Origin of the sequence: Pseudomonas wuhanensis (genome assembly GCF_030687395.1) — a bacterium.
GTDB classification, from domain to species: domain Bacteria; phylum Pseudomonadota; class Gammaproteobacteria; order Pseudomonadales; family Pseudomonadaceae; genus Aquipseudomonas; species Aquipseudomonas wuhanensis.
This window is the reverse complement of the sequence record NZ_CP117430.1, coordinates 6,445,686-6,471,162: the sequence shown is the minus strand read 5'-3', so window position 1 is coordinate 6,471,162 and position 25,477 is coordinate 6,445,686. Positions and strand designations below refer to the sequence as shown.

The 25,477-nt window shown below is 56.6% G+C and carries 24 protein-coding genes, 2 tRNA genes and 3 rRNA genes; 13 read left to right on the top strand and 16 right to left on the bottom strand.

Annotated features, from left to right (window positions below; translation table 11 throughout):
- Positions 1–22 precede the first annotated feature (22 nt).
- Positions 23–442, top strand: a complete 420-nt coding sequence (locus PSH88_RS29775; RefSeq protein ID WP_123720043.1) for a PA0061/PA0062 family lipoprotein — start codon at positions 23–25, stop codon at positions 440–442.
- A gap of 6 nt (positions 443–448) precedes the next feature.
- On the opposite strand, the gene PSH88_RS29770 is transcribed toward PSH88_RS29775, so the two are convergent.
- Both PSH88_RS29770 and PSH88_RS29765 read right to left on the bottom strand, forming a co-directional pair.
- On the bottom strand, positions 449–682 hold the full coding sequence (locus tag PSH88_RS29770) for a DUF1161 domain-containing protein (RefSeq protein ID WP_007902778.1): 234 nt from the start codon (positions 680–682) through the stop codon (positions 449–451).
- 172 nt (positions 683–854) lie between these two features.
- Positions 855–1,286 carry an OsmC family protein gene (locus PSH88_RS29765; protein ID WP_007902777.1) on the bottom strand — a complete coding sequence of 144 codons (432 nt, stop codon included), beginning with the start codon at positions 1,284–1,286 and terminating at the stop codon, positions 855–857.
- Positions 1,287–1,524: 238 nt separating this feature from the next.
- On the opposite strand from PSH88_RS29765, the gene PSH88_RS29760 reads away from it, so the two are divergent.
- Positions 1,525–2,526, top strand: coding sequence for an LLM class flavin-dependent oxidoreductase (locus PSH88_RS29760; protein ID WP_305424307.1), 1,002 nt, complete (start codon positions 1,525–1,527; stop codon positions 2,524–2,526).
- Positions 2,527–2,590: 64 nt separating this feature from the next.
- Here the strand turns inward: PSH88_RS29760 and PSH88_RS29755 are convergent, their stop codons facing one another.
- Positions 2,591–2,815, bottom strand: a complete 225-nt coding sequence (locus PSH88_RS29755; RefSeq protein ID WP_305424306.1) for a DUF1161 domain-containing protein — start codon at positions 2,813–2,815, stop codon at positions 2,591–2,593.
- A 130-nt stretch (positions 2,816–2,945) separates the two neighbouring features.
- Complete coding sequence (locus PSH88_RS29750) at positions 2,946–3,161, bottom strand: dodecin (protein ID WP_007940746.1); 216 nt, start codon at positions 3,159–3,161, stop codon at positions 2,946–2,948.
- 156 nt (positions 3,162–3,317) lie between these two features.
- On the opposite strand from PSH88_RS29750, the gene PSH88_RS29745 reads away from it, so the two are divergent.
- Complete coding sequence (locus tag PSH88_RS29745) at positions 3,318–3,644, top strand: ElaB/YgaM/YqjD family protein (RefSeq protein WP_305424305.1); 327 nt, start codon at positions 3,318–3,320, stop codon at positions 3,642–3,644.
- On the opposite strand, the gene PSH88_RS29740 is transcribed toward PSH88_RS29745, so the two are convergent.
- Complete coding sequence (locus PSH88_RS29740) at positions 3,641–4,534, bottom strand: LysR family transcriptional regulator (protein ID WP_305424304.1); 894 nt, start codon at positions 4,532–4,534, stop codon at positions 3,641–3,643. The two genes, PSH88_RS29745 and PSH88_RS29740, sit on opposite strands and share 4 nt — an antisense overlap.
- 112 nt (positions 4,535–4,646) lie before the next feature.
- Between PSH88_RS29740 and trpB the strand changes: the two genes are divergently transcribed.
- Both trpB and trpA read left to right on the top strand, forming a co-directional pair.
- On the top strand, positions 4,647–5,867 hold the full coding sequence (gene trpB / locus PSH88_RS29735) for a tryptophan synthase subunit beta (protein WP_305424303.1): 1,221 nt from the start codon (positions 4,647–4,649) through the stop codon (positions 5,865–5,867).
- Positions 5,867–6,679, top strand: a complete 813-nt coding sequence (gene trpA, locus PSH88_RS29730; RefSeq protein ID WP_305424302.1) for a tryptophan synthase subunit alpha — start codon at positions 5,867–5,869, stop codon at positions 6,677–6,679. The genes trpB and trpA overlap by 1 nt, the downstream gene beginning before the upstream one ends.
- Positions 6,680–6,776: 97 nt before the next feature.
- Here the strand turns inward: trpA and PSH88_RS29725 are convergent, their stop codons facing one another.
- From PSH88_RS29725 to PSH88_RS29675, 11 genes are all read right to left on the bottom strand, one after another.
- Positions 6,777–8,738 (bottom strand): DUF7844 domain-containing protein, encoded by a 1,962-nt coding sequence (locus tag PSH88_RS29725; protein WP_305424301.1) that lies wholly within the window; start codon positions 8,736–8,738, stop codon positions 6,777–6,779.
- Entirely contained in the window at positions 8,735–9,055 is a 321-nt protein-coding gene (locus PSH88_RS29720) for a DUF2388 domain-containing protein (protein ID WP_305424300.1), read from the bottom strand. Before PSH88_RS29720 ends, PSH88_RS29725 begins: the two co-directional genes overlap by 4 nt.
- A 29-nt stretch (positions 9,056–9,084) precedes the next feature.
- Positions 9,085–9,402, bottom strand: a complete 318-nt coding sequence (locus PSH88_RS29715; protein WP_305424299.1) for a DUF2388 domain-containing protein — start codon at positions 9,400–9,402, stop codon at positions 9,085–9,087.
- Between the two features lie 210 nt (positions 9,403–9,612).
- Positions 9,613–9,930: a DUF2388 domain-containing protein gene (locus PSH88_RS29710; RefSeq protein WP_305424298.1), complete on the bottom strand. Its 318-nt coding sequence runs from the start codon at positions 9,928–9,930 to the stop codon at positions 9,613–9,615.
- 138 nt (positions 9,931–10,068) lie between these two features.
- A complete protein-coding gene (locus tag PSH88_RS29705; protein ID WP_305424297.1) occupies positions 10,069–10,278 on the bottom strand; it encodes a DUF1127 domain-containing protein in 210 nt (69 codons plus the stop codon).
- Between the two features lie 260 nt (positions 10,279–10,538).
- Positions 10,539–10,691: a DUF1127 domain-containing protein gene (locus PSH88_RS29700; protein WP_370694728.1), complete on the bottom strand. Its 153-nt coding sequence runs from the start codon at positions 10,689–10,691 to the stop codon at positions 10,539–10,541.
- Positions 10,692–11,073: 382 nt separating this feature from the next.
- Positions 11,074–12,567, bottom strand: coding sequence for a succinyl-CoA:acetate CoA-transferase ScpC (gene scpC, locus PSH88_RS29695; RefSeq protein WP_305424296.1), 1,494 nt, complete (start codon positions 12,565–12,567; stop codon positions 11,074–11,076).
- A gap of 188 nt (positions 12,568–12,755) precedes the next feature.
- The gene (locus PSH88_RS29690; RefSeq protein ID WP_305424295.1) at positions 12,756–14,192 is read right to left on the bottom strand and encodes an NAD(P)(+) transhydrogenase (Re/Si-specific) subunit beta; all 1,437 of its coding nucleotides are present in this window, start codon (positions 14,190–14,192) and stop codon (positions 12,756–12,758) included.
- Positions 14,192–14,515 carry an NAD(P) transhydrogenase subunit alpha part 2 gene (locus PSH88_RS29685; RefSeq protein WP_003187010.1) on the bottom strand — a complete coding sequence of 108 codons (324 nt, stop codon included), beginning with the start codon at positions 14,513–14,515 and terminating at the stop codon, positions 14,192–14,194. Before PSH88_RS29685 ends, PSH88_RS29690 begins: the two co-directional genes overlap by 1 nt.
- Positions 14,516–14,530: 15 nt before the next feature.
- Positions 14,531–15,652, bottom strand: a complete 1,122-nt coding sequence (locus PSH88_RS29680) for a Re/Si-specific NAD(P)(+) transhydrogenase subunit alpha (protein WP_205888896.1) — start codon at positions 15,650–15,652, stop codon at positions 14,531–14,533.
- A gap of 434 nt (positions 15,653–16,086) precedes the next feature.
- A complete protein-coding gene (locus PSH88_RS29675; protein WP_305483435.1) occupies positions 16,087–16,986 on the bottom strand; it encodes a LysR family transcriptional regulator in 900 nt (299 codons plus the stop codon).
- Positions 16,987–17,143: 157 nt separating this feature from the next.
- Here PSH88_RS29675 and PSH88_RS29670 point away from each other — a divergent pair, with 157 nt between their 5' ends.
- The 8 genes from PSH88_RS29670 (at position 17,144) to rrf (ending at position 25,417) form a co-directional block, all read left to right on the top strand.
- Positions 17,144–18,325 carry an acyl-CoA dehydrogenase gene (locus PSH88_RS29670; RefSeq protein WP_007897013.1) on the top strand — a complete coding sequence of 394 codons (1,182 nt, stop codon included), beginning with the start codon at positions 17,144–17,146 and terminating at the stop codon, positions 18,323–18,325.
- A gap of 13 nt (positions 18,326–18,338) precedes the next feature.
- On the top strand, positions 18,339–19,559 hold the full coding sequence (locus PSH88_RS29665; RefSeq protein WP_305424294.1) for a CaiB/BaiF CoA transferase family protein: 1,221 nt from the start codon (positions 18,339–18,341) through the stop codon (positions 19,557–19,559).
- Between the two features lie 13 nt (positions 19,560–19,572).
- Positions 19,573–19,908: a hypothetical protein gene (locus PSH88_RS29660; protein ID WP_305424293.1), complete on the top strand. Its 336-nt coding sequence runs from the start codon at positions 19,573–19,575 to the stop codon at positions 19,906–19,908.
- Between the two features lie 303 nt (positions 19,909–20,211).
- A 16S ribosomal RNA gene (locus PSH88_RS29655) occupies positions 20,212–21,753 on the top strand.
- Between the two features lie 82 nt (positions 21,754–21,835).
- Positions 21,836–21,912 (top strand) — tRNA-Ile (locus PSH88_RS29650).
- A 30-nt stretch (positions 21,913–21,942) separates the two neighbouring features.
- A tRNA-Ala gene (locus PSH88_RS29645) sits at positions 21,943–22,018 on the top strand.
- A gap of 235 nt (positions 22,019–22,253) precedes the next feature.
- Positions 22,254–25,145, top strand: a 23S ribosomal RNA gene (locus PSH88_RS29640).
- Positions 25,146–25,301: 156 nt separating this feature from the next.
- A 5S ribosomal RNA gene (rrf, locus tag PSH88_RS29635) occupies positions 25,302–25,417 on the top strand.
- The 16S, 23S and 5S rRNA genes sit together here with 2 tRNA genes alongside, the layout of an rRNA operon.
- Positions 25,418–25,477 lie beyond the last annotated feature (60 nt).

The window sequence follows — 25,477 nt, the reverse complement described above, 5'->3', positions numbered from 1 at the left end:
ATCAGTCCTTGAGAAATTCATCATGCGCAGGTTGTTGCTGTTGCTTGCTGCAGGCGCCTTTGTCGGTTGCACGAGTCCGTTGCCGGCGGTCGATCCGCAGATGGCCTGGGTCGACTTCGCTACGCCGAGCCCCGGCGGGAAACTGCTGATGGCCGAACGGCTGGACAACCAGCGGCTGAGCGACGGGCGTTACTTCCAGGTCACCCCGGGAAGCCATGAGCTGAGAGTACGTTTCGATTTTGAAGTGTTTGGTGGCGGCTCGGGCTTGATGAATGCTCCGCTGGAGCGGCTGTGCTACCTGACCATCAACTACGACCACTTCGAGGCCGGCCAGCGTTACCTGCTGGAAGCGCGCTCTATAGCGTTCACCCCCAGCGCCCGGCTCTATAACGCCAAGCGGGAGATTGTGGCTGAAGATCGACTGACCAACTGCGTCATGTGAGTCGAATCAACGGTCATTTTTTTGGTAGATGATTTTTTTGGTGCCGTTTTCGCACGTGCCGACCACCATGTTCTGATCGTGCACTTCGTCATTGGTGACAATTTCCAGGGTGTATGACGAGACGTTGTTGGCCTGGATCTTGGCTTCGATCTCGGCCTTGAGTTCTTCACAGGATTTCGGTGCCGCGAGGGCCGATGTGGCCAGCGTGCAACAGATAACCGCCAAGGCAAAACGTTTCATGGTTGAAGCTCCCTTGAGGCAGCGCGCATGGTGATGCGCTGAAGCTGCTGTCATTTATTCGACCACAGTTTTGTCAGTCAGGTTATGTTTGAGGGCAAAAAAAAGACCGCAACCTGCGCAAGGGAGCCCGCGAAGGCTGCGATTTTTTGCCCGCTAGCGTATCAACCCGTTATCAGCTGACCAACGTCGCATCCAGGCTGATTTTCGCATTCAGCACTTTGGACACCGGGCAGCCTTCTTTGGCTTTGTTGCTCAGTTCCTCAAATTGCGCCTGGGTCGCCCCGGGGATTTTCGCCTTGAGAATCAGTTTTACCGCTGTGATCGCAAAGCCACCGTCTACCTGGTCCAGGGTAACTTCGGCATTGGTGTCGATACTGTCGGCCTTAAGGTTGGCCTCGCCGAGAATCATTGAAAACGCCATGGAAAAACAGCCCGCGTGAGCCGCGCCGATCAGCTCTTCCGGATTGGTGCCTTTACCGCCTTCGAAACGGGCCTTGAAGCCGTAGGGCGCGTCTCTGAGAACGCCGGTTTCCGTGGAAATCGAGCCGATACCGGTTTTCAGATCACCTTCCCAATGAGCCGATGCTTTCTTCGTGATAGCCATGTCTGCCTCCTCAAGATCCGGCGCGAAACGTCGCGCCTTCGTGGTTTTCGGTTACCAGGGTTCTGAGGATAGACCGTCCGGCAAAGTTCACCTCATCTGATCAGTCCTCTTATCGCGTAGGAATTTTGTCTCTCCTATTGAAACTCGGGTATATGCCCTCATTGCATAGAACACGCTTATAGACTCGGCAGGTTTTCGTTCGTGAAAAAACCTGCTTACCGATTGGAGAAGCAGGTTTATGAAACGACTATCCGATATCAAGTTCTCGACCCTCGATCTGGTGCCCGTGCGGGAGAACGGCAGTGCAGCCCAGTCCCTGCACAATTCCCTGGACCTGGCGCAGCACGTCGAAAAATTCGGCTATAACCGCTTTTGGGTCGCCGAACATCACAACATGGACGGAATTGCCAGTTCGGCGACCTCGGTCCTGCTGGGCTACTTGGCCGGTGGCACTTCGACCATTCGTGTCGGTTCGGGTGGCGTGATGCTGCCCAACCACGCGCCGCTGGTGATCGCCGAGCAGTTTGGTACCCTTGAAAGCCTGTATCCGGGACGGATCGACCTGGGCCTGGGGCGCGCCCCTGGCTCCGATCAGATGACCGCCCGCGCCTTGCGTCGTGAGCGTTCTGGCAGCGCCGACGACTTCCCGAAAGACGTGACAGAACTGATGCGCTACCTCGGCCCGCGCACGCCGGACCAGCGGATCATTGCCATGCCGGGTACCGGCACCAACGTTCCGATCTGGTTGTTGGGTTCAAGCTTGTTCAGTGCTCAGCTGGCCGGTGAGCGCGGTTTGCCCTACGCCTTCGCTTCACATTTCGCCCCGCGCTTCATGCATGAGGCGATTCGCGTTTACCGCAACCACTTCAAGCCTTCAGCGGTTTTGGATAAGCCTTACGTGATGCTCGGCGTGCCACTGGTGGCCGCGGACACTGACGAGCAGGCTGATTACCTGGCCACTTCGGTCTACCAGCGCATTCTCGCGTTGATGCGTGGCCAGAGCCTGGTGCAACGCCCGCCAGTGAAGACCATGGACGGCCTGTGGCTGCCCCATGAGAAAGAAGCGGTCGGTGATTTCCTTGGCCTTGCCATGGTCGGCAGCCCGCAGAAAATCCGCGCCAAGCTCGAAGTGCTGATCGAGCAGACCCAGGCGGATGAGCTGATTTTCACCTGTGACCTGTACGAACATGCCGATCGCTTGCACTCCTATGAACTGCTGGCGCAAGTCATGAAGGGCTGATGCTTGCACAGTACCCACAAAAAAGCCGACGCCATTGCGTCGGCTTTTTCATTTTCGAGAGCGGTCAGCCCTGTTTGTAGACGATTTGCTTGGAGCCCTTTTCACAGGTGCCGACGACTTTTCCGTCAGCGGCAGTCCCCTTATCCACGATCTCCAGTGTGTAATTGGCGATGCCCTTGGCATCCAGTTTCGCTGAGATTTCAGCTTTCAACTCGTCGCACGACTTGCCTTGGGCAAAGGTTGTTCCCGCAAGGCTCAACAAACCTGCCGCCAGAATAAACTTCTTCATGGGTTGCACTCCTTGGTCGGATCAATAGGGGGAGGGCATCCAGCCGTCGACCGGATGCGCTCACCATGTAGCGCTTTGCCGTTTCCTATGGCATTCGGCCGGCGCGCAAGTTCAGAAGACTGGCTCAAACTCAGCTGCTGGCAATTCGGAACCCGACTTTGAGCGTCACCTGAAAGTGTGCCGCCTTACCGTCCTTGATGTGCCCACGGGTTTCGGTCACTTCAAACCATTCCATGTACTTGAGGCTTTTGTTGGCTTCGGCCAGGGCGTTGTTGATGGCGTCTTCAATGCTGCTGGTGGACGAGCCGACCAGTTCGACTTTCTTGTAAGTGTGATGGTCAGTCATGGCGTTCTCCTTGAGGTGTGAAATACAGCCTAGCAGTGATTTTTCTTATTTCTTCTGTCGACCCATCCGGGGGGAAGTTCAGATTTACTGCACTTTCTCGAACCCTTGAAGTCCCAAGAAACACACGCCCCTCATCAACAATGCAGGAGAGCCACCATGGCCAATACTTCGTTACGCAAAGCCTCATTGCAAAGCATGGAAGCCGAGATCGAGAGTCTGCTGAAATCGTTGGAAAGCCTGAAGGACGACGCCTCGGACGAGTCGCGCAAAACCCTTAAAACACTGAAAAGCAACGCCGAGAATGCGCTGAAACATTCACGCCACCTGCTCGCCGATGCCTATGAAGAGGTCAAGGTCAAGACCCGTGAAACCGGGATCGCGACACGTGACTACGCCCAGGAACACCCTTGGACTACCGCCGGCGTCGCCGTTGGTGCGCTGGGTCTTCTGGCAGCCTACCTGCTGTGCAAACGCGGTAATTAAGGTGCCTGGCGCAGTTCGTTTTTGAGCCATTGCGCCAATTGCCGAGCGCGCCCGTCCGCGGCGCGCTTGGGTAGCCATAACGCCAGTTGCGCCGGGGTTTCACAGAAACCCCATGGCGCAACCAGGCGACCGGCCTTCAAGTCCTCGGCCACCAGCGGCTCAGGCGCGATGGCCACACCTAGTCCGGCCACTGCCGCCTCCAGCAAATAATACAAATGCTCGAACCCCTGACCGTACTTCAGCGCCTTGGCGTCGAGGCCGCTTTGCTGTGCCCAACTCGGCCAGGCTTGCGGACGTGAGGTGGTGTGCAGCAAGGGTTCGGTCAGCAGTGCGTTTGCCGGTGCGTTCTGCAGCCTTTCGTAGCCGAGGAATCGTGGGCTCATGACCGGGCCGATGCGCTCGCTGGCCAGTTCATAAACTTGCATGTCCGCCGGCCATGGCGGCTCGGCAAACACCAGCAAGGCATCCAGGCCGGGCCGCCGAGGGTCGAGATCGCCTTCGCCAGCCGACAGGTGCAAGCGCAGATCCGGCAGGTCCGCATTGAGTCGCCCCAAACGCGGAATGAACCAGCGCGCCAGCAGGCTACCCGAGCAGCCGAGCACGAACGGCGCATCGGCGGTGCTTTGGGTCAATTCGGCGCAAACGCTGCGCAATCGCTCGAAGGCTTCACCGCTGACATCGCGCAATCGGACACCGGCATCTGTGAGTTTCAGGCCGCGTCCATCCTTGATGAACAGACTCACGCCGAGGTGTTCTTCCAGCACCTTGAGTTGCCGGCTGACTGCACCATGAGTGACGTGTAGCTGTTCGGCGGCCTGGCTGACGCTGTTCAGGCGGGCAGTGGCTTCGAAGGCGCGAAGGGCGTTTAGCGGAGGAAGGTCGTGGCTCATGGGAACTGTGAGTTTTCCTGACAGGTTGTGGCGATCTTATCGGTTTTCAGTGCGCAACGTCAGGGGTAGAGTGAACCCCATCGTCACCTCTCGAATACAACTGGAGCGACCCATGACCCAGACTAATCTGCGCAACGGCCCCGACGCCAACGGCCTGTTTGGCGCGTTCGGCGGCCGCTACGTCGCCGAAACCCTGATGCCGTTGATCCTCGATCTGGCCCGCGAATACGAAGCGGCCAAGGAAGATCCGGCGTTCAAAGAAGAATTGGCCTACTTCCAGCGTGATTACGTCGGACGTCCAAGCCCACTGTATTTCGCCGAGCGTCTGACTGAGTTCTGTGGCGGCGCGAAGATTTACCTCAAGCGCGAAGAGCTGAACCACACCGGCGCGCACAAGATCAACAACTGCATCGGCCAGATCCTGCTGGCGCGGCGCATGGGCAAGAAACGCATCATCGCCGAGACCGGTGCCGGCATGCACGGTGTGGCGACCGCCACCGTGGCTGCGCGTTTCGGCCTCGACTGCGTGATCTACATGGGCACCACCGACATCGAACGTCAGCAAGCCAACGTGTTTCGCATGAAGCTGCTGGGCGCCGAAGTGATCCCGGTGGTTGCCGGTACCGGCACCCTCAAAGATGCGATGAACGAAGCCCTGCGTGACTGGGTGACCAACGTCGACAGCACCTTCTACCTGATCGGCACCGTGGCCGGCCCACACCCGTATCCCGCCATGGTTCGCGACTTCCAGGCTGTGATCGGCAAGGAAACCCGCGAGCAGTTGCAAGCCCAGGAAGGCCGTCTGCCGGACAGCCTGGTGGCGTGCATCGGCGGTGGTTCCAATGCCATGGGCCTGTTTCACCCGTTCCTCGATGACAAGAGTGTCGAGATCATCGGCGTCGAAGCGGCCGGTTATGGCATCGAAACCGGCAAGCATGCGGCCAGCCTGAACGGCGGCGTACCGGGCGTTCTGCACGGCAACCGTACTTTCCTGCTGCAGGACGACGACGGCCAGATCATCGACGCGCATTCGATTTCCGCCGGCCTCGATTATCCGGGCATCGGCCCGGAACATGCCTGGTTGCATGACATCGGCCGCGTCCAGTACACCTCGGTGACTGACGATGAAGCCCTCGACGCGTTCCACAAATGCTGTCGCCTGGAAGGGATTATTCCTGCACTGGAAAGCGCCCATGCCCTGGCCGAAGTGTTCAAACGTGCACCGACACTGCCGAAAGATCATTTGATGGTGGTCAACCTGTCCGGCCGTGGCGACAAAGACATGCAGACCGTGATGCACCACATGGAACAATCGACGCAGGAGAAACACTGATGAGCCGCCTGCAAACGCGTTTTGCCGAACTCAAGGAACAGAACCGCGCCGCCCTGGTAACCTTCGTGACCGCTGGCGACCCGAGCTACGACACGGCGCTGGCGATCCTCAAGGGCTTGCCGGGAGCGGGTGCCGACGTGATCGAGTTGGGCATGCCTTTCACCGATCCAATGGCCGATGGCCCGGCGATTCAACTGGCCAACATTCGTGCCTTGGGCGCCAAACAGAACCTGGCGAAAACCCTGCAAATGGTTCGCGAGTTCCGCGAAGGCAATAACGAGACTCCGCTGGTGCTGATGGGTTACTTCAACCCGATTCACATGTACGGCGTGCCACGTTTCATCGCTGAAGCCAAAGAGGCCGGTGTCGATGGCTTGATCGTGGTCGACATGCCGCCCGAGCATAATGCCGAGCTGTGCGACCCGGCACAGGCGGCGGGCCTGGACTTCATCCGTCTGACCACTCCGACGACTGACGACGTGCGCTTGCCGACTGTATTGAACGGCAGTTCCGGCTTTGTTTACTACGTGTCGGTGGCGGGTGTGACCGGTGCGGGCGCGGCGACTCTGGAACATGTCGAAGAAGCCGTCACCCGCCTGCGTCGCCATACCGATCTGCCGATCAGTATCGGTTTTGGTATTCGTACACCGGAGCAAGCGGCGTCCATCGCGCGTCTGGCCGACGGTGTGGTGGTGGGGTCGGCGCTGATCGATCATATCGCCAATGCCTCAACCCCGGATCAGGCTGTGGAGGGTGTACTCAGCCTGTGCGCAGCCTTGTCTGACGGCGTACGTAAAGCGCGGGTCAGCTGAAGGCAAAGTTCCTGATACAGAGAATTTAGGGCCTCGCGGCACAGGCTAAACAGCAAGACCGAGGGCTTCAGGACTACGTTCTGAAGCCCTTTTGCTTTCAGGGCAATTCCAACCCACCTGCAGCCTTGTGCAGCTTGCGCAAATGTTCGCCAACCTGCTTCAGGTTGGCTTCGTTGGCGGCCATCTCGGCGGCTCGACTCGGTTCGAGCAACGCTCTCACTTCCTTGTCGAGATCCCCGGTCAACACTTGCAGCTGCTTCTGGCGCAGGCTGCTTTCCGACTCCAGGCGCGTCCACTCGTTTGGTTGCGGCAAACCATAACCACCGGTCCCGAGCAGTTCGGCCGGGCGGCTGAGGAAGCCGCTGTTGGCGAGAATCTCCTGCAAGGTCGCATTGGCTTTATCCATGCCGCCATTCTTCAATTCCCGAGCGCCCAGATAACGTTGCTTCACTTCGTCCTGGGCCAGCACCATCTGCTGACGGAAACTGGCCTGCTCCAGCAGCAGTAACGCCGCGCTGGTGCGCAAATCAGCCTGGTCAATCCATTTGCGGCGCTCATCAGCTTTCAAGGACAGCCAGTCCTCGACCTTGTCCTGCTTGATCGGCAAATGCTTTTTCAGCACTTCGAACATCGCTTGATAACGCTCGCGGAAGGAGTCGAAGCGATAGCCCAGACGTAATGCTTCGCGTGGATTGTCCAGCACGCTGGTGTCCGCCAATCCGCGGCCCTTGAGCACTTCCAGCAAACCGTTGGGCATGATGCTGTCGAGGCCGACCAGTTGCGCATTGTTGGTGCTGCTGCGCAGTAATTTCAGGCCTTCTACTGCGCAGTTATTGGACAGGAAAAAATAGTTGCCGTCGTAACTCCAGTGCATCTCCGCGGCGTGTTCCACCACGTCTTCGATCTCGCTCTGCGACAGGTTCAGCGGCACCGAGGCCAGACTGCGCAGTTCGGTCTTGGTGTACTCGTCGATCACTTGGGCCAGCGGCAAGACAAACAGGCGTGACGGGTATTTACCCACCAGCCCATCCCAGCTCGACAGCTGTAGGTCACCGACGAAGGCGCGGTAGGACAACACCAGATGTTGATCCAGATCCAGTCGGCAATCCGGCCCGCGCGGCCGACCCGGTGCACAGATCACCAGTCGCAGCATGCTGTGGCCCCAGCGGCTGACCCAGTTCTGGTTGGCTTCTGCCAGTAGATAGTCAACAGCGTAAACCCGCTCCGGATCGACCTGGCCCAGGGGCTGCTTGGCGAAGTCGTTACCCGCATTGAGGAAGGCGAATGATTGGGCGCATGTGTCTTTGGCGGCGGGCGCCCAGCCGAAATGTTCTTTGTAGTAGCGATACAGCGCAGGACGACGGCAGGCATAGCTTGGGTCGAGGAGGAAGTACTCCATGTTGACCGCGACGAACTCCTTCGGGCTGCTCGTCTCGTAGATGTCCGGGCTGCGGGCAATCTGCCGGTTGTGCTGTTCGCGTTCGCCGCGCCGACCGACGTATTGCGGCCAGCCGGCCAAATCCAGCAAACGAGGGTCATCGCTGAGGGTCCAGCGTCGCTCCGTCTGCCCACGGCATTGGTCCGGGATGCCGATCAGCCCGGAGCTGCTGTGACGTTGCGTGCAACGCTGGATCAGCGTGCGCTCGGCGGCTGGCCACAGGCGCGCACGGTCATAAATGTGGGTGAGTTCGTGCAACACCGTGGCGAGCATCTCCCGGCGCACGGTACCGTGGGGACGATACGTTTTTTGGGTCGCGGCGCTGCCGTTGGTGAGGCTGGTGAGCAGATTGCGATTCAGATCCAGCTCGGACACAAGCGACGCCTGGCCGTAAGCGTCGCTTGGCATATCATCGGTCCAGCCGACATCAATGCGCCGGTCCAGTTGCTCGATGAAGCGCGGCGGTAATGCCTGCATGGCTTCATCGAGCAGCGCCTGACTGGCCTGCTGTTGCGCGGGGCTCAGACCGTCGGTCTTGAGTCGTAGTTGCAGGCCGGCCTGAGCTGTATTGCCGAGCAGCAACACAATCCCGGCCAGCAGCCAGGCGCCTAATGACTTCACAGTGCGAGGATGGCTTCGGCGAGAACCTGATCACTGGCGTCTCGGGCTTCCGGTACGCGGGTGCGCAAGGTGTCGAAGGCCGCTTCCAGGTGCGCACCACGGATTTCACCGTTGCTGGCGACGAAACTGGCTGCATCGTCGTGGGCTTCACGGACAATCTTCGAATCGCGGATGGACGTGGTGGTATCGGATGTGAAATCAAGCGTGCGCTCGGAGGCACGAATGATGATGTTACTGGTGGCTACCAGGGTGTGCGCCTGGGCCACGTCGGCCAACAACAGCAGGCCAAGGGTGGCAGCAATCAGCGGGCTACGCATGGAACGACTCCGGAGGAACTAAGGGATAACTATTGGACGAGAATTGCTTGCGCCAGTTCAAGGTCGCTGGCATGAAGTTTTGGCTGGGTCCGACGCAGGTAAATCAAGGCGGCCTCCAGTTGCGACCCGCGCAGTCGGCCGTCACTGGCAATGAACGCGGCAGCGTCATCCCGGGCGGCGATCAGCAGTTTATGGTCGAAGGGCACGGAGGTTACCATGCTGGAGGCATAACCACTGGCCACGGTGCCTTGCGTAGAGAGGTTGAAAGCGTCGAAGGCATAGGCCGAACCCGACCAGCAAGCCGCAAGAAAAACCGCAGTGATCGACAGACTGGAAAGAAAGCGCATGAGGCTCGATAGCTGAAAGCGAATCCCAAGGCTAGCGCAATGCCCGGGCTAGAGCCAGCGCCGAAACATTGGGACACCTGTGGGAGCGGGCTTGCTCGCGAAAGCGGTGTGTCAGGCGACATCAATGTTGGATGTGCTGACGCCTTCGCGAGCAAGCCCGCCCCACATGGATTGCGCTTATTAGGGCGTGGTCCCGGTCAGAGCTGTCGCTTAGATCGTCAGGATGGCCTGGGCCAGCTGTGCGTCGGTCGCGTTCAGTTGTGGAGTCTGTTGGCGGATATGATCGAGCGCGCTTTCCAGTCTCACACCACGAATGGCGCCTTCACTGGCGACGAAGCTGGCGGCATCGTCACGAGCAGCACGGACGATTTTGTCGTCGCGAAAGGAAGACGAGATATCCGACGTTGCGTCGGAAGAAGCCTTCAGTCCACCAACGATGGAATCGGTGGTCACGATAAAGCTGGTGGCATGGGAATTGGCAGCAACGGCAAGCAGGGCAGCAGCGCTGAGCAGACGTAGACGGGACATGGGGTAGCTCCTTTGGATAGACCGATTGAGAGGTGGCTCAGGATCAGATGCCTGTCGTAAAGCGTTCGCCACGTTCTATCTGGATATTAGGCCTGTGCACCTCAGTTAGAATAGCCCCCGTCTGTTAAGGGGGAAAAGCTAGCGCCAGAACGGTTTGTCCACTTCGTTCAGGCGGTCGGCATGGCTGATGCCCAGATCCGAGAGCTGTTGATCATTGAGTTGGCCCAATAACCGTCGGGTGCGAGCCCTTTCCAGGCTGTCGGTAAACGCTCTCAGTAACCCTCGCAGCTTGACCAAGCGGGGCTTCGCTTGCGGTGTGACGATGGAAACATTTTGTAAGTTATTCATCGGCGCGGTCCTTTTGCCAAGTGGTCGGGATTCAATGGTGACTCCGTTTATGCCTACGGCACAGACACACTCCGATGAAATTGTACTGGTTCAATTTGTATAATTTATAAACTGTACCTGTTGGCGGATATCTCTTCTGTACGGCCCAATGTGCAAGCTCCCAAACGACAAAACCCGTCGTGGTTTCCCACGACGGGTTTTGTTTGTTCAATTCGGGTTGCTGGCGGTGGATCCGGAGGATCAGAGCCAGCGACGCTAACTTAGCGCCAGAACGGCTTGCTCAGCTCTTCGTAGCGTTGTGCTTCGCTAATCCCGGCGTCAGCCAGCAGACGCGAATCCAGACGAGCCAGTTGATGGCGGCTGGAGATGCGGCGCTGCCACAGCATCAGGTTGGCGATAACGCGCAGAGGCATGGAAGCCTGGGTTTTTGCAGCAGTATCTTCGAAGAACAGTTCGGAACTGAGTGTACGTTCCATGGTTGACATCCTTCCGCTTATGGCGGGATTAGGTAGTGGTTTAACTGATGCCAATGATCCTCTCGTTTGGCCAGTCTCTGTAGATACAGTTCACCTGTATTGTGAGAGACCAGTTAACTGTTAAAAGGCAGTGTACTGGTCGAAATTGAGGCAACTGTACCTGTCAGCACTAATTTAGTGCGCTTTTCGCCATTTTCACGCAAAAGGTAGGCAAATGCTGTAGGAAAAGACCGGTACAGCAGTACAGTTTTTTTCGTAATGGAGTGTTGTCACCGCGAGCTGACGAAACTGTGTTTGCGTCAGCTGCAATCTGTATCAATTACACCGCCAGCATGCGCCCGGTTTCTTCCAGGTTCATGTGCCAACTCAGGGCATCACGCAGGATGTGCGGGGTATGCCCGCCGACTGCGCAAGCGGCAGTGAAGTAGTCATTCAAGGCTGGGCGATAGTCCGGGTGAACGCAGTTGTCGATGATGACGCGGGCGCGCTCACGCGGTGCCAAGCCACGCAGGTCGGCCAGGCCTATCTCGGTCACGAGAATGTCGACGTCATGTTCTGTGTGGTCGACGTGGCTGGCCATGGGGACCACGCTGGAAATTGCGCCGCCCTTGGCGATCGACTTGGTGACAAAGATCGCCAGGTGCGCATTGCGCGCGAAATCGCCGGAGCCGCCGATGCCATTCATCATGCGCGTGCCGCAGACGTGGGTGGAGTTGACGTTGCCGTACAGGTCGAACTCCAGCGCAGTGTTGATGCCAATGATGCCCAGGCGCCGCACCACTTCGGGATGGTTCGAGATTTCCTGGGGGCGCAACACCAGCTTGTCCTTATAGCGCTCCAGATTCCCGAATACATCGGCATTGCGCCGGCTCGACAGGGTGATCGAACTGCCGGAAGCAAAGCTCAGCTTGCCAGCGTCGATCAGATCGAAAGTCGAATCCTGCAACACTTCGGAGTACATGGTCAGGTCTTCGAACGGTGAGTCGATCAAGCCGCACATCACCGAATTGGCGATGGTGCCGATACCGGCTTGCAGCGGGCCGAGCTTGTTAGTCATGCGACCGGCAGCCACTTCCTGTTTGAAGAAATCGATCAGATGGTCAGCGATGGCCTGTGTGTCACTGTCCGGCGGCAAGACAGTGGACGGCGAGTCGGATTGATTAGTGATCACGATCGCGACGATTTTTTCCGGCGGTATCGGGATGGCAGTGCTGCCGATACGGTCATCGACCTTCACCAGTGGAATAGGTGTGCGGGTCGGCCGGTAGGTAGGGATATAGATGTCGTGCAAGCCTTCGAGATTCGGGTTGTGCGCCAGATTGATCTCGACGATCACGTGTTTGGCGAAAATCGCAAAGCTGGCGGAGTTGCCTACCGAGGTGGTCGGCACGATATGGCCCTGCTCGGTGATTGCCACGGCTTCGATCACCGCGATGTCCGGTAGCTTGAGTTGTTGGTTACGCAGTAGCTCTACGGTTTCCGACAGGTGCTGGTCGATGAACATGACTTCGCCGGCATTGATCGCCTTGCGCAGGGTGCTGTCGACCTGGAACGGCATGCGTCGCGACAGTACGCCGGCTTCAGTCAGTTGCTTGTCGAGGTCGTTGCCCAGGCTAGCACCGGTCATCAGGGTGATTTTCAGCGGTGTGACCTTGGCGCGCTCGGCCAGGGCATGAGGCACAGCCTTGGCTTCGCCGGCTCGGGTAAAGCCGCTCATGCCGACGGTCATGCCGTCCTGAATCAGAGCGGCAGCGTCGGCGGCGCTCATTACCTTGTCCAACAATGAAGGCAAGCGAATACGGTCACGGTACATGATTGTTATCTCGGGCAACGGAAGCAAGGTGCGCAGTCTAGTGAATTTGATGAGCCTGCGTCCCGCTACCAAGGTCGCATTCGAGGTGTCTATTCTGGGCCTTTCGGACAAAACACCGTTACAGGATCGGTAACAGCCACAAACAAAAACGCCCCGACGAGTCGGGGCGTCCAGGTTACCGAAGGTTTTTACTCGACGGCTTTAACCATGTCTTCGATGACTTTCTTGGCATCGCCGAAAACCATCATGGTCTTGTCCAGGTAGAACAGCTCGTTGTCCAGGCCGGCATAGCCGCTGGCCATCGAGCGCTTGTTGACGATGATGGTCTTGGCCTTGAACGCTTCGAGAATCGGCATGCCGGCAATCGGCGATTTCGGGTCGTTCTTGGCCGCCGGGTTCACCACGTCGTTGGCGCCGAGCACCAGCACCACGTCGGCCTGGCCGAACTCGGAGTTGATGTCTTCCATCTCGAACACCTGGTCGTAAGGCACTTCGGCCTCGGCCAACAATACGTTCATGTGGCCAGGCATCCGGCCGGCAACCGGGTGAATCGCATACTTCACGGTCACTCCGCGATGGCTCAGTTTCTCGGTCAGTTCTTTCAAGGCGTGCTGCGCGCGAGCCACTGCCAGGCCATAGCCCGGAACGATGATCACAGTGTCGGCGTTGGTCAGCAGGAAGGTGGCGTCGTCAGCCGAACCGGATTTCACCGGGCGGGCTTCTTTCGAGCCTGCCGGGCCAGCGGCATCTGCTGTGTTGCCGAAACCGCCGAGCAGTACGTTGAAGAACGAACGGTTCATTGCCTTGCACATGATGTACGAGAGGATGGCACCGGACGAGCCGACCAGCGAGCCGGCAATGATCAGCATCGAGTTGTTCAGCGAGAAGCCGATACCCGCTGCTGCCCAGCCGGAGTAACTGTTGAGCATCGACACCACGACAGGCATGTCGGCACCGCCGATCGGGATGATGATCAGCACGCCCATCACGAAGGCCAGGACAAGCATCAGAGCAAACGCGCTGAGATTGCCGGTCAACATGAAGGTGACACCCAGCGCCAGCGTCGCCAGACCCAGCAGCAGGTTCAGCTTGTGCTGACCGCTGAACTGTACCGGTGCGCCTTGGAACAAGCGGAACTTGTACTTGCCCGAGAGCTTGCCGAACGCGATCACCGAACCGGAGAAGGTGATTGCACCGATGGCCGCGCCGAGGAACAGCTCCAGACGGTTGCCCGCCGGAATCGAATCCCCCAACTGTTTAACGATGCCCAGCGACTGCGGCTCGACTACGGCGGCGATGGCGATGAACACGGCGGCCATACCGATCATGCTGTGCATGAAGGCGACCAGTTCCGGCATTTTGGTCATTTCAACGCGCTTGGCCATGATCGAGCCGGCAGTGCCGCCGACCAACAGACCTACGATGACGTAACCGATGCCGGCAGTCGCCAGCTCTGCCCCTAGCTTATAAATAAGGCCGACCGTGGTGATGATCGCCAGGGCCATGCCAAGCATTCCGTACACATTGCCGCGCCGCGACGTGGTCGGGTGCGACAGGCCTTTGAGGGCCTGGATGAAGCAGATCGACGCGATCAGGTACAGCGTCGTTACCAGATTCATGCTCATTACTTGGGCGCCTCTTCTTTTACGGCTTTCGGGGCTTTTTTCTTGAACATCTCAAGCATTCTGCGAGTCACGAGGAAACCACCGAACACGTTCACGGCCGCCAGAGCCACCGCCAGGGTGCCCATGGTCTTACCCAGTGGGGTCACGGTCAAAGCTGCCGCCAGCATGGCGCCGACGATCACAATCGCCGAAATGGCGTTGGTTACCGCCATCAACGGCGTATGCAGTGCAGGTGTAACGTTCCACACCACGTGATAACCGACATAAATCGCCAGCACGAAGATGATCAGGTTGTAGATACCGGGGGAGATAAGCTCTTCCATCGTCTGAATCCCTGCTTAGGCGTTTTTGCGGATGACTTGGCCGTCGCGGCACATCAGGCACGCGGCGACGATGTCGTCTTCGAGGTTCACTTCAAACTGGCCTTCTTTGTTGAAGACCAGCTTCAGGAAGTCCAGCAGGTTGCGCGCATACAGCGCCGAAGCATCGGCCGCGACTGCACCGGCCAGATTGGTCGGGCCGCAAATGGTCACGCCATTCTCGACGACCACCTGATCGGCCACGGTCAGCGGGCAGTTGCCGCCCTGCGCTGCCGCGAGGTCGATGACCACCGAGCCAGGCTTCATCTGCGCCACGGTTTCGGCGCTCAACAGTGTCGGCGCCTTGCGGCCCGGGATCAGCGCAGTAGTAATGACGATGTCAGCCTGCTTGGCGCGTTCGTGCACGGCGAGGGCCTGACGCTGCATCCAGCTGGCCGGCATGGGACGCGCGTAACCGCCGACACCGACGGCGCATTCGCGCTCTTCATCGGTTTCGTACGGCACATCGACGAATTTCGCACCCAGAGATTCGATCTGTTCCTTCACCGCAGGACGCACGTCGGAGGCTTCGATCACAGCGCCCAGACGCTTGGCGGTAGCGATCGCCTGCAAACCGGCGACGCCAGCGCCGAGAATCAGCACGCGCGCCGCTTTCACTGTACCAGCGGCAGTCATCAGCATCGGCATGAATCGTGGGTAGTAGTGAGCGGCCAATAGCACGGATTTATAACCGGCGATGTTCGCTTGGGAGGACAGCACATCCAGGCTCTGGGCGCGGGAGGTGCGTGGCGCAGCTTCCAGTGCAAACGCGGTAATGCCGCATTCGGCCAGTTTGGCGATGGTTTCATTGCTAAACGGGTTGAGCATGCCCACGACGACGGTGCCGCTCTTGATCAGCGTCAGTTCGCTGTCGCTGGGGGCGACCACCTTGAGAATCAGCTCGGCACCAAACGCATCATTGGCGCTGCCAATGGTTGCGCCTGCCGCTTCATAAGCACTGTCCACAACGCTGGCGTTAATGCCGGCGCCGCTTTGTACAGTGACCTTATGACCCTGGCCGATCAGCTTCTTGATGGTTTCCGGGGTTGCAGCAACCCGTGTTTCACCCGTCTGGGTTTCGAGAGGAACACCAATGTGCACGTCAAATCTCCTGCGTGATCTTATTGAGTAAACCCAGGCACTTCGGATGGTGCGGCTGGGGCGGCCGATCAGCACGATCCCGCCAAATCAGGGCGGGGCGCGGCATTTTGCAGGCGAACTTTGTGCCCTTCAAGGGATTATGACGGGTGACGGAAAATTAACTACAAGTCACCCCGTGACCGAATGTCGCACTTATCGGAGCAATCCCTTGCAGGCCGTGGCTTGTGAGGATTCTGTCCAAAATTCAAGAATTTATACATCGGCACGGTGAATGAGGCGTCATTGCCTGGCAGTAGAGGCTCAAGGCCACGTATTCAGGCCTGTGTAGGACGTTTGTGCTACTCCTCAGTACAGTCTTCCAATATGCGACAAATACTTATATCTGTAGTGCTTTTGTTTATCTGACTACGTGGTCAACTAATAGGTGCGGGCCTTTATCCTTCTAGGTTGTAGCTGTGAGCCTGATTCACTAGCCAATCGCGAAATGCCTTTAAAGAAGCTGATTCGACCTTTCGATCAGGAATCATCAGGTAATAGGCCTTAATGCTAGATAGTGCCTGAGCGTTGGCAATCACCAGACGCTTCTCTGCTAATTCGCGCTGAATCAGGAACGGTGGAATCAGCGCGATCCCCATGTCGTGCATCGCAGCTTGAGCAAGCATGGAGAATAGCTCGTAACGCGGCCCTGTCATGTCTCGCGGGATATTCAGGTTTTGAGAGTTGAACCACTGGCGCCAGGCGTAAGGGCGTGTGGTCTGTTGCAGCAGAGGTAGTTCGGCGATTTCACTGGGGGTCAGATTGGTTTTTTTTCCCAGTAAGGTGGGGCTGCACACCGGCATCGGATTTTCGCCCATTAGCCTGTGGGATTCAGTACCCGACCAGTCGGCGTCGCCGAAATAGATCGCGGCATCGAAGTCGGTGTCGGCAAACAGGAAGGGGCGCGTGCGATTGGTGAGGTTGACCGTCACTTCCGGGTGTTTGTGCTGAAAATCCTTGAGTCGAGGCAGCAGCCATTGAGTGCCGAAGGTTGGCACCACCGCCAGCTCGATCATGTTGGTGCCTTGCTGGCCCATCACTGACAAAGTGTCGCGTTCAACCGCATCAAGTTGGGTGGCCACTCGGCGGCTGTAGGAAAGCCCGGCCTCCGTCAACTTCACTCCGCGCCGGGAGCGTCGGAATAGTTCGACGTTGAGGAACTCCTCTAGGCTGGCGATCTGTCGGCAAATCGCTCCCTGCGTGAGGGAAAGTTCCTGGGCTGCCTTGGTAAAGCTCTCGTGGCGCGCTGCAGCTTCAAAACTGATCAGAGCGGTTGTACTGGGAATCTTCCGGCGCATGTACGTCAACCTCACTAATACATCGCATATAGGCTATTTTGCGACGTTACGGAGTGAGAAATTAGCACAACAGTATGCAAAATCCTCGTTTGTCGTGAAGCCGAACCCGGCCTAGGATCACTCCACGTTATTTGACCCGATTCGAGAGGACTCACTCATGGGCGGTAAAGCTAGCTTCAACTGGATCGATCCCCTGCTGCTGGATCAACAGCTCACTGAAGAAGAGCGCATGATTCGCGATACGGCTCAGCAATTCGCTCAGCAGAAGCTCGCGCCGCGCGTTCTCGAGGCTTTCCGTCATGAGAAGACCGACCCGGCGATCTTTCGCGAGATGGGTGAGGTGGGTCTGTTGGGTGCGACCATTCCTGAGCAATACGGTGGCAGCGGCCTGAACTACGTCAGCTACGGTCTGATTGCCCGTGAGGTCGAGCGTGTCGACTCCGGCTATCGCTCGATGATGAGCGTGCAGTCCTCGCTGGTCATGGTGCCGATCAACGAATTCGGTACCGAAGCACAGAAGCAGAAATACCTGCCGAAGCTGGCATCGGGTGAATGGATCGGTTGCTTCGGTCTGACCGAGCCTGACCACGGTTCCGACCCGGGCGCGATGATTACTCGTGCACGCAAAGTGGAAGGCGGCTACAGCCTCACCGGCAGCAAAATGTGGATCACCAACAGCCCGATCGCCGATGTGTTCGTGGTTTGGGGCAAGGACGACGCAGGCGACATTCGTGGTTTTGTTCTGGAGAAGGGCTGGAAAGGCCTGAGCGCTCCGGCGATTCACGGCAAGGTTGGCCTGCGTGCATCTATCACCGGCGAGATCGTCATGGACAACGTGTTTGTCCCTGAAGAGAACATCTTCCCGGATGTCCGGGGCTTGAAAGGTCCTTTTACCTGCCTTAACTCGGCGCGTTATGGCATTTCCTGGGGCGCACTGGGGGCTGCCGAGTTCTGCTGGCACACCGCTCGTCAGTACACCCTGGATCGTAAGCAGTTTGGTCGTCCATTGGCGGCCACACAGTTGATCCAGAAGAAGCTGGCTGACATGCAGACCGAAATCACCATGGCGCTGCAAGGCTGCCTGCGTCTGGGTCGTATGAAGGATGAAGGCACGGCTGCCGTCGAGATTACTTCGATGATGAAGCGCAACTCCTGTGGCAAATCCCTCGATATCGCTCGCATGGCGCGCGACATGCTGGGTGGCAACGGCATCTCCGATGAGTTCGGTGTCGCTCGGCACCTGGTCAACCTGGAAGTGGTGAATACCTATGAAGGTACGCATGACGTCCACGCACTGATCCTCGGTCGCGCTCAGACTGGCATCCAGGCGTTCTATTAATAGGAGAACGGCCATGGGCGCGCTTTCGCATCTACGAGTACTGGATTTATCGCGGGTGCTTGCCGGGCCTTGGGCCGGGCAGATCCTGGCGGACCTTGGCGCCGAAGTTATCAAGGTCGAGCGCCCGGGCAATGGCGATGACACGCGCGCCTGGGGGCCTCCGTTCCTTAAGGACGCCTATGGCGAGAATACCAGCGAGGCGGCCTATTACTTGTCCGCCAATCGCAACAAGCAATCAGTAACCATCGACTTCACGCGGCCAGAGGGGCAACAGCTCGTGCGTGAGCTCGCGGCGAAGTCGGACATCCTCATAGAAAATTTCAAGGTCGGTGGCCTGGCGGCTTATGGGCTGGACTATGAGTCGCTCAAGGCGATTAATCCGAAGCTGATCTATTGCTCTATCACCGGATTCGGCCAGACCGGTCCGTATGCCAAGCGTGCGGGCTATGACTTCATGATCCAGGGCTTGGGTGGTCTGATGAGTTTGACTGGCCGTCCCGAAGGAGATGAGGGGGCGGGGCCGGTGAAAGTCGGTGTGGCGCTGACAGATATTTTGACCGGTCTCTATTCAACGGTAGCGATCCTGGCGGCCTTGGCTCATCGGGATCAGGGCGGTGGCGGTCAGCATATAGATATGGCATTGCTGGATGTTCAGGTGGCTTGTCTGGCCAATCAGGCGATGAACTATCTGACTACAGGCAATGCGCCTAAACGCCTGGGCAATGCTCACCCCAATATCGTGCCGTATCAGGACTTTCCTACGGCCGATGGCGACTTCATCCTTACCGTGGGTAACGATGGGCAATTCCGCAAGTTTGCGCAGGTGGCTGGTCAGCCGCAGTGGGCGGATGATCCGCGTTTTGCGACCAACAAATTGCGGGTGGCTAACCGGGCAGTATTGATTCCGTTGATCCGCCAGGCGACCGTGTTCAAGACTACTGCCGAATGGGTGGCGCAGCTGGAGCAGGCAGGTGTGCCGTGCGGACCGATCAATGATCTGGCTCAGATGTTTGCCGATCCCCAGGTGCAGGCGCGTGGGTTAGCCATTGAGCTGCCTCATGCTTTGGCCGGAATTGTGCCGCAGGTTGCGAGCCCGATACGTCTGTCCGAGACTCCGGTGGAGTACCGTAGTGCGCCTCCTTTGTTGGGTGAGCACACGTTGGAGGTTCTACAGCGGGTGTTGGGTCTGGATGCCGGCATCGTTGCCGGGTTCAAGGCGTCTGGAGTGCTCTGAGGATTCCTTCTATATGGCAGGGCTGGTTTTGCTCTCCTATATAGAAGGAAATGTGCAGTTTTCAGGCTTTCAGCAAGTTATTGATAGAAAAGCGCAATTAGAGGTTGACGGCAGATTCTGGAAGTCTATAATTCGCCCCACTTCCGGCGCAGTCGAAACGGAAAACTCCTTGGTAAACAAAGAGTTACGCGATTTTCGGCAGTGGTTGCGCTTCAGTTCATCGAAGCCAGAAGGAGTTGGTAGGGCAGTGTGTTTTCGCCTTATCGACGGTTCGATCTTCTCGGTCGAAAGCGGAGAGAAAGAGGTGTTGACAGCAGCGAGTAACGCTGTAGAATTCGCCTCCCGCTAACGAGAGATCGAAAGCGCAAGTGGTTGAAGTTGTTAAAGATTTCCAAGCGAAACTTTGAAAACTTCTGAAAATAACCACTTGACAGCAACAGAGGCTGCTGTAGAATGCGCGCCTCGGTTGAGACGAAAGATCTTAACCAACCGCTCTTTAACAACTGAATCAAGCAATTCGTGTGGGTGCTTGTGGAGTCAGACTGATAGTCAACAAGATTATCAGCATCACAAGTTACTCCGCGAGAAATCAAAGATGTAACCAACGATTGCTGAGCCAAGTTTAGGGTTTCTTAAAAACCCAAAGATGTTTGAACTGAAGAGTTTGATCATGGCTCAGATTGAACGCTGGCGGCAGGCCTAACACATGCAGTCGAGCGGCAGCACGGGTACTTGTACCTGGTGGCGAGCGGCGGACGGGTGAGTAATGCCTAGGAATCTGCCTGGTAGTGGGGGATAACGCTCGGAAACGGACGCTAATACCGCATACGTCCTACGGGAGAAAGCAGGGGACCTTCGGGCCTTGCGCTATCAGATGAGCCTAGGTCGGATTAGCTAGTTGGTGAGGTAATGGCTCACCAAGGCGACGATCCGTAACTGGTCTGAGAGGATGATCAGTCACACTGGAACTGAGACACGGTCCAGACTCCTACGGGAGGCAGCAGTGGGGAATATTGGACAATGGGCGAAAGCCTGATCCAGCCAGCCATGCCGCGTGTGTGAAGAAGGTCTTCGGATTGTAAAGCACTTTAAGTTGGGAGGAAGGGCAGTTACCTAATACGTAATTGTTTTGACGTTACCGACAGAATAAGCACCGGCTAACTCTGTGCCAGCAGCCGCGGTAATACAGAGGGTGCAAGCGTTAATCGGAATTACTGGGCGTAAAGCGCGCGTAGGTGGTTCGTTAAGTTGGATGTGAAATCCCCGGGCTCAACCTGGGAACTGCATTCAAAACTGACGAGCTAGAGTATGGTAGAGGGTGGTGGAATTTCCTGTGTAGCGGTGAAATGCGTAGATATAGGAAGGAACACCAGTGGCGAAGGCGACCACCTGGACTGATACTGACACTGAGGTGCGAAAGCGTGGGGAGCAAACAGGATTAGATACCCTGGTAGTCCACGCCGTAAACGATGTCAACTAGCCGTTGGGAGCCTTGAGCTCTTAGTGGCGCAGCTAACGCATTAAGTTGACCGCCTGGGGAGTACGGCCGCAAGGTTAAAACTCAAATGAATTGACGGGGGCCCGCACAAGCGGTGGAGCATGTGGTTTAATTCGAAGCAACGCGAAGAACCTTACCAGGCCTTGACATCCAATGAACTTTCCAGAGATGGATTGGTGCCTTCGGGAACATTGAGACAGGTGCTGCATGGCTGTCGTCAGCTCGTGTCGTGAGATGTTGGGTTAAGTCCCGTAACGAGCGCAACCCTTGTCCTTAGTTACCAGCACGTAATGGTGGGCACTCTAAGGAGACTGCCGGTGACAAACCGGAGGAAGGTGGGGATGACGTCAAGTCATCATGGCCCTTACGGCCTGGGCTACACACGTGCTACAATGGTCGGTACAGAGGGTTGCCAAGCCGCGAGGTGGAGCTAATCCCATAAAACCGATCGTAGTCCGGATCGCAGTCTGCAACTCGACTGCGTGAAGTCGGAATCGCTAGTAATCGCGAATCAGAATGTCGCGGTGAATACGTTCCCGGGCCTTGTACACACCGCCCGTCACACCATGGGAGTGGGTTGCACCAGAAGTAGCTAGTCTAACCTTCGGGAGGACGGTTACCACGGTGTGATTCATGACTGGGGTGAAGTCGTAACAAGGTAGCCGTAGGGGAACCTGCGGCTGGATCACCTCCTTAATCGACGACATCAGCTGCTCCATAAGTTCCCACACGAATTGCTTGATTCATTGAAGAAGACGATAAGAAGCAGCCCGAAATTGGGTCTGTAGCTCAGTTGGTTAGAGCGCACCCCTGATAAGGGTGAGGTCGGCAGTTCGAATCTGCCCAGACCCACCAATTTTGTGTGGGAAACGCCTGTAGAAATACGGGGCCATAGCTCAGCTGGGAGAGCGCCTGCCTTGCACGCAGGAGGTCAACGGTTCGATCCCGTTTGGCTCCACCACTACTGCTTCTGTTTGTTGAAAGCTTAGAAATGAGCATTCCATCGTGACGATGGTGAATGTTGATTTCTAGTCTTTGATTAGATCGTTCTTTAAAAATTTGGGTATGTGATAGAAAGATAGACTGATGGCCACTTTCACTGGTGGTGATCAGGCTAAGGTAAAATTTGTGAGTTTAATCGCGAATTTTCGGCGAATGTCGTCTTCACAGTATAACCAGATTGCTTGGGGTTATATGGTCAAGTGAAGAAGCGCATACGGTGGATGCCTTGGCAGTCAGAGGCGATGAAAGACGTGGTAGCCTGCGAAAAGCTTCGGGGAGTCGGCAAACAGACTTTGATCCGGAGATGTCTGAATGGGGGAACCCACCTAACATAAGTTAGGTATCTTAAGCTGAATACATAGGCTTAAGAAGCGAACCAGGGGAACTGAAACATCTAAGTACCCTGAGGAAAAGAAATCAACCGAGATTCCCTTAGTAGTGGCGAGCGAACGGGGACTAGCCCTTAAGTGGCTTTGAGATTAGCGGAACGCTCTGGAAAGTGCGGCCATAGTGGGTGATAGCCCTGTACGCGAAAATCTCTTGGCCATGAAATCGAGTAGGACGGAGCACGAGAAACTTTGTCTGAATATGGGGGGACCATCCTCCAAGGCTAAATACTACTGACTGACCGATAGTGAACTAGTACCGTGAGGGAAAGGCGAAAAGAACCCCGGAGAGGGGAGTGAAATAGATCCTGAAACCGTATGCGTACAAGCAGTGGGAGCCCACATTGTTGGGTGACTGCGTACCTTTTGTATAATGGGTCAGCGACTTATTTTCAGTGGCGAGCTTAACCGAATAGGGGAGGCGTAGCGAAAGCGAGTCTTAATAGGGCGTCTAGTCGCTGGGAATAGACCCGAAACCGGGCGATCTATCCATGGGCAGGTTGAAGGTTGGGTAACACTAACTGGAGGACCGAACCGACTACCGTTGAAAAGTTAGCGGATGACCTGTGGATCGGAGTGAAAGGCTAATCAAGCTCGGAGATAGCTGGTTCTCCTCGAAAGCTATTTAGGTAGCGCCTCATGTATCACTGTAGGGGGTAGAGCACTGTTTCGGCTAGGGGGTCATCCCGACTTACCAAACCGATGCAAACTCCGAATACCTACAAGTGCCGAGCATGGGAGACACACGGCGGGTGCTAACGTCCGTCGTGAAAAGGGAAACAACCCAGACCGTCAGCTAAGGTCCCAAAGTTATGGTTAAGTGGGAAACGATGTGGGAAGGCTTAGACAGCTAGGAGGTTGGCTTAGAAGCAGCCACCCTTTAAAGAAAGCGTAATAGCTCACTAGTCGAGTCGGCCTGCGCGGAAGATGTAACGGGGCTCAAACCATACACCGAAGCTACGGGTATCACTTAGGTGATGCGGTAGAGGAGCGTTCTGTAAGCCTGTGAAGGTGAGTTGAGAAGCTTGCTGGAGGTATCAGAAGTGCGAATGCTGACATGAGTAACGACAATGGGTGTGAAAAACACCCACGCCGAAAGACCAAGGTTTCCTGCGCAACGTTAATCGACGCAGGGTTAGTCGGTCCCTAAGGCGAGGCTGAAAAGCGTAGTCGATGGAAAACAGGTTAATATTCCTGTACTTCTGGTTATTGCGATGGAGGGACGGAGAAGGCTAGGCCAGCTTGGCGTTGGTTGTCCAAGTTTAAGGTGGTAGGCTGGAATCTTAGGTAAATCCGGGATTCTAAGGCCGAGAGCTGATGACGAGTGTTCTTTTAGAACACGAAGTGGTTGATGCCATGCTTCCAAGAAAAGCTTCTAAGCTTCAGGTAACCAGGAACCGTACCCCAAACCGACACAGGTGGTTGGGTAGAGAATACCAAGGCGCTTGAGAGAACTCGGGTGAAGGAACTAGGCAAAATGGCACCGTAACTTCGGGAGAAGGTGCGCCGGTGAGGGTGAAGCATTTACTGCGTAAGCCCACGCCGGTCGAAGATACCAGGCCGCTGCGACTGTTTATTAAAAACACAGCACTCTGCAAACACGAAAGTGGACGTATAGGGTGTGACGCCTGCCCGGTGCCGGAAGGTTAATTGATGGGGTTAGCTAACGCGAAGCTCTTGATCGAAGCCCCGGTAAACGGCGGCCGTAACTATAACGGTCCTAAGGTAGCGAAATTCCTTGTCGGGTAAGTTCCGACCTGCACGAATGGCGTAACGATGGCGGCGCTGTCTCCACCCGAGACTCAGTGAAATTGAAATCGCTGTGAAGATGCAGTGTATCCGCGGCTAGACGGAAAGACCCCGTGAACCTTTACTATAGCTTTGCACTGGACTTTGAATTTGCTTGTGTAGGATAGGTGGGAGGCTTTGAAGCGTGGACGCCAGTTCGCGTGGAGCCAACCTTGAAATACCACCCTGGCAACTTTGAGGTTCTAACTCAGGTCCGTTATCCGGATCGAGGACAGTGTATGGTGGGTAGTTTGACTGGGGCGGTCTCCTCCTAAAGAGTAACGGAGGAGTACGAAGGTGCGCTCAGACCGGTCGGAAATCGGTCGTAGAGTATAAAGGCAAAAGCGCGCTTGACTGCGAGACAGACACGTCGAGCAGGTACGAAAGTAGGTCTTAGTGATCCGGTGGTTCTGTATGGAAGGGCCATCGCTCAACGGATAAAAGGTACTCCGGGGATAACAGGCTGATACCGCCCAAGAGTTCATATCGACGGCGGTGTTTGGCACCTCGATGTCGGCTCATCACATCCTGGGGCTGAAGCCGGTCCCAAGGGTATGGCTGTTCGCCATTTAAAGTGGTACGCGAGCTGGGTTTAGAACGTCGTGAGACAGTTCGGTCCCTATCTGCCGTGGACGTTTGAGATTTGAGAGGGGCTGCTCCTAGTACGAGAGGACCGGAGTGGACGAACCTCTGGTGTTCCGGTTGTCACGCCAGTGGCATTGCCGGGTAGCTATGTTCGGAATAGATAACCGCTGAAAGCATCTAAGCGGGAAACTAGCCTCAAGATGAGATCTCACTGGGACCTTGAGTCCCCTGAAGGGCCGTCGAAGACTACGACGTTGATAGGTTGGGTGTGTAAGCGCTGTGAGGCGTTGAGCTAACCAATACTAATTGCCCGTGAGGCTTGACCATATAACACCCAAGCAATTTGCTGACCTGAAGAGGCACCAGATTGCGGTGTGTGAAGACGAAACGAACCGAAAGTTCGAGAAACAAACACACAAACTATCGCATACCCATTCGCTGGAGCGTGACCTCGCAAGAGAACACGAGCTGGCTACCGAATTTCTTGACGACCATAGAGCATTGGAACCACCTGATCCCATCCCGAACTCAGCAGTGAAACGATGCATCGCCGATGGTAGTGTGGGGTTTCCCCATGTGAGAGTAGGTCATCGTCAAGATTAAATTCCAAAACCCCTATCTGCGTATGCAGGTAGGGGTTTTGTTTTAGTAGAAGTCAC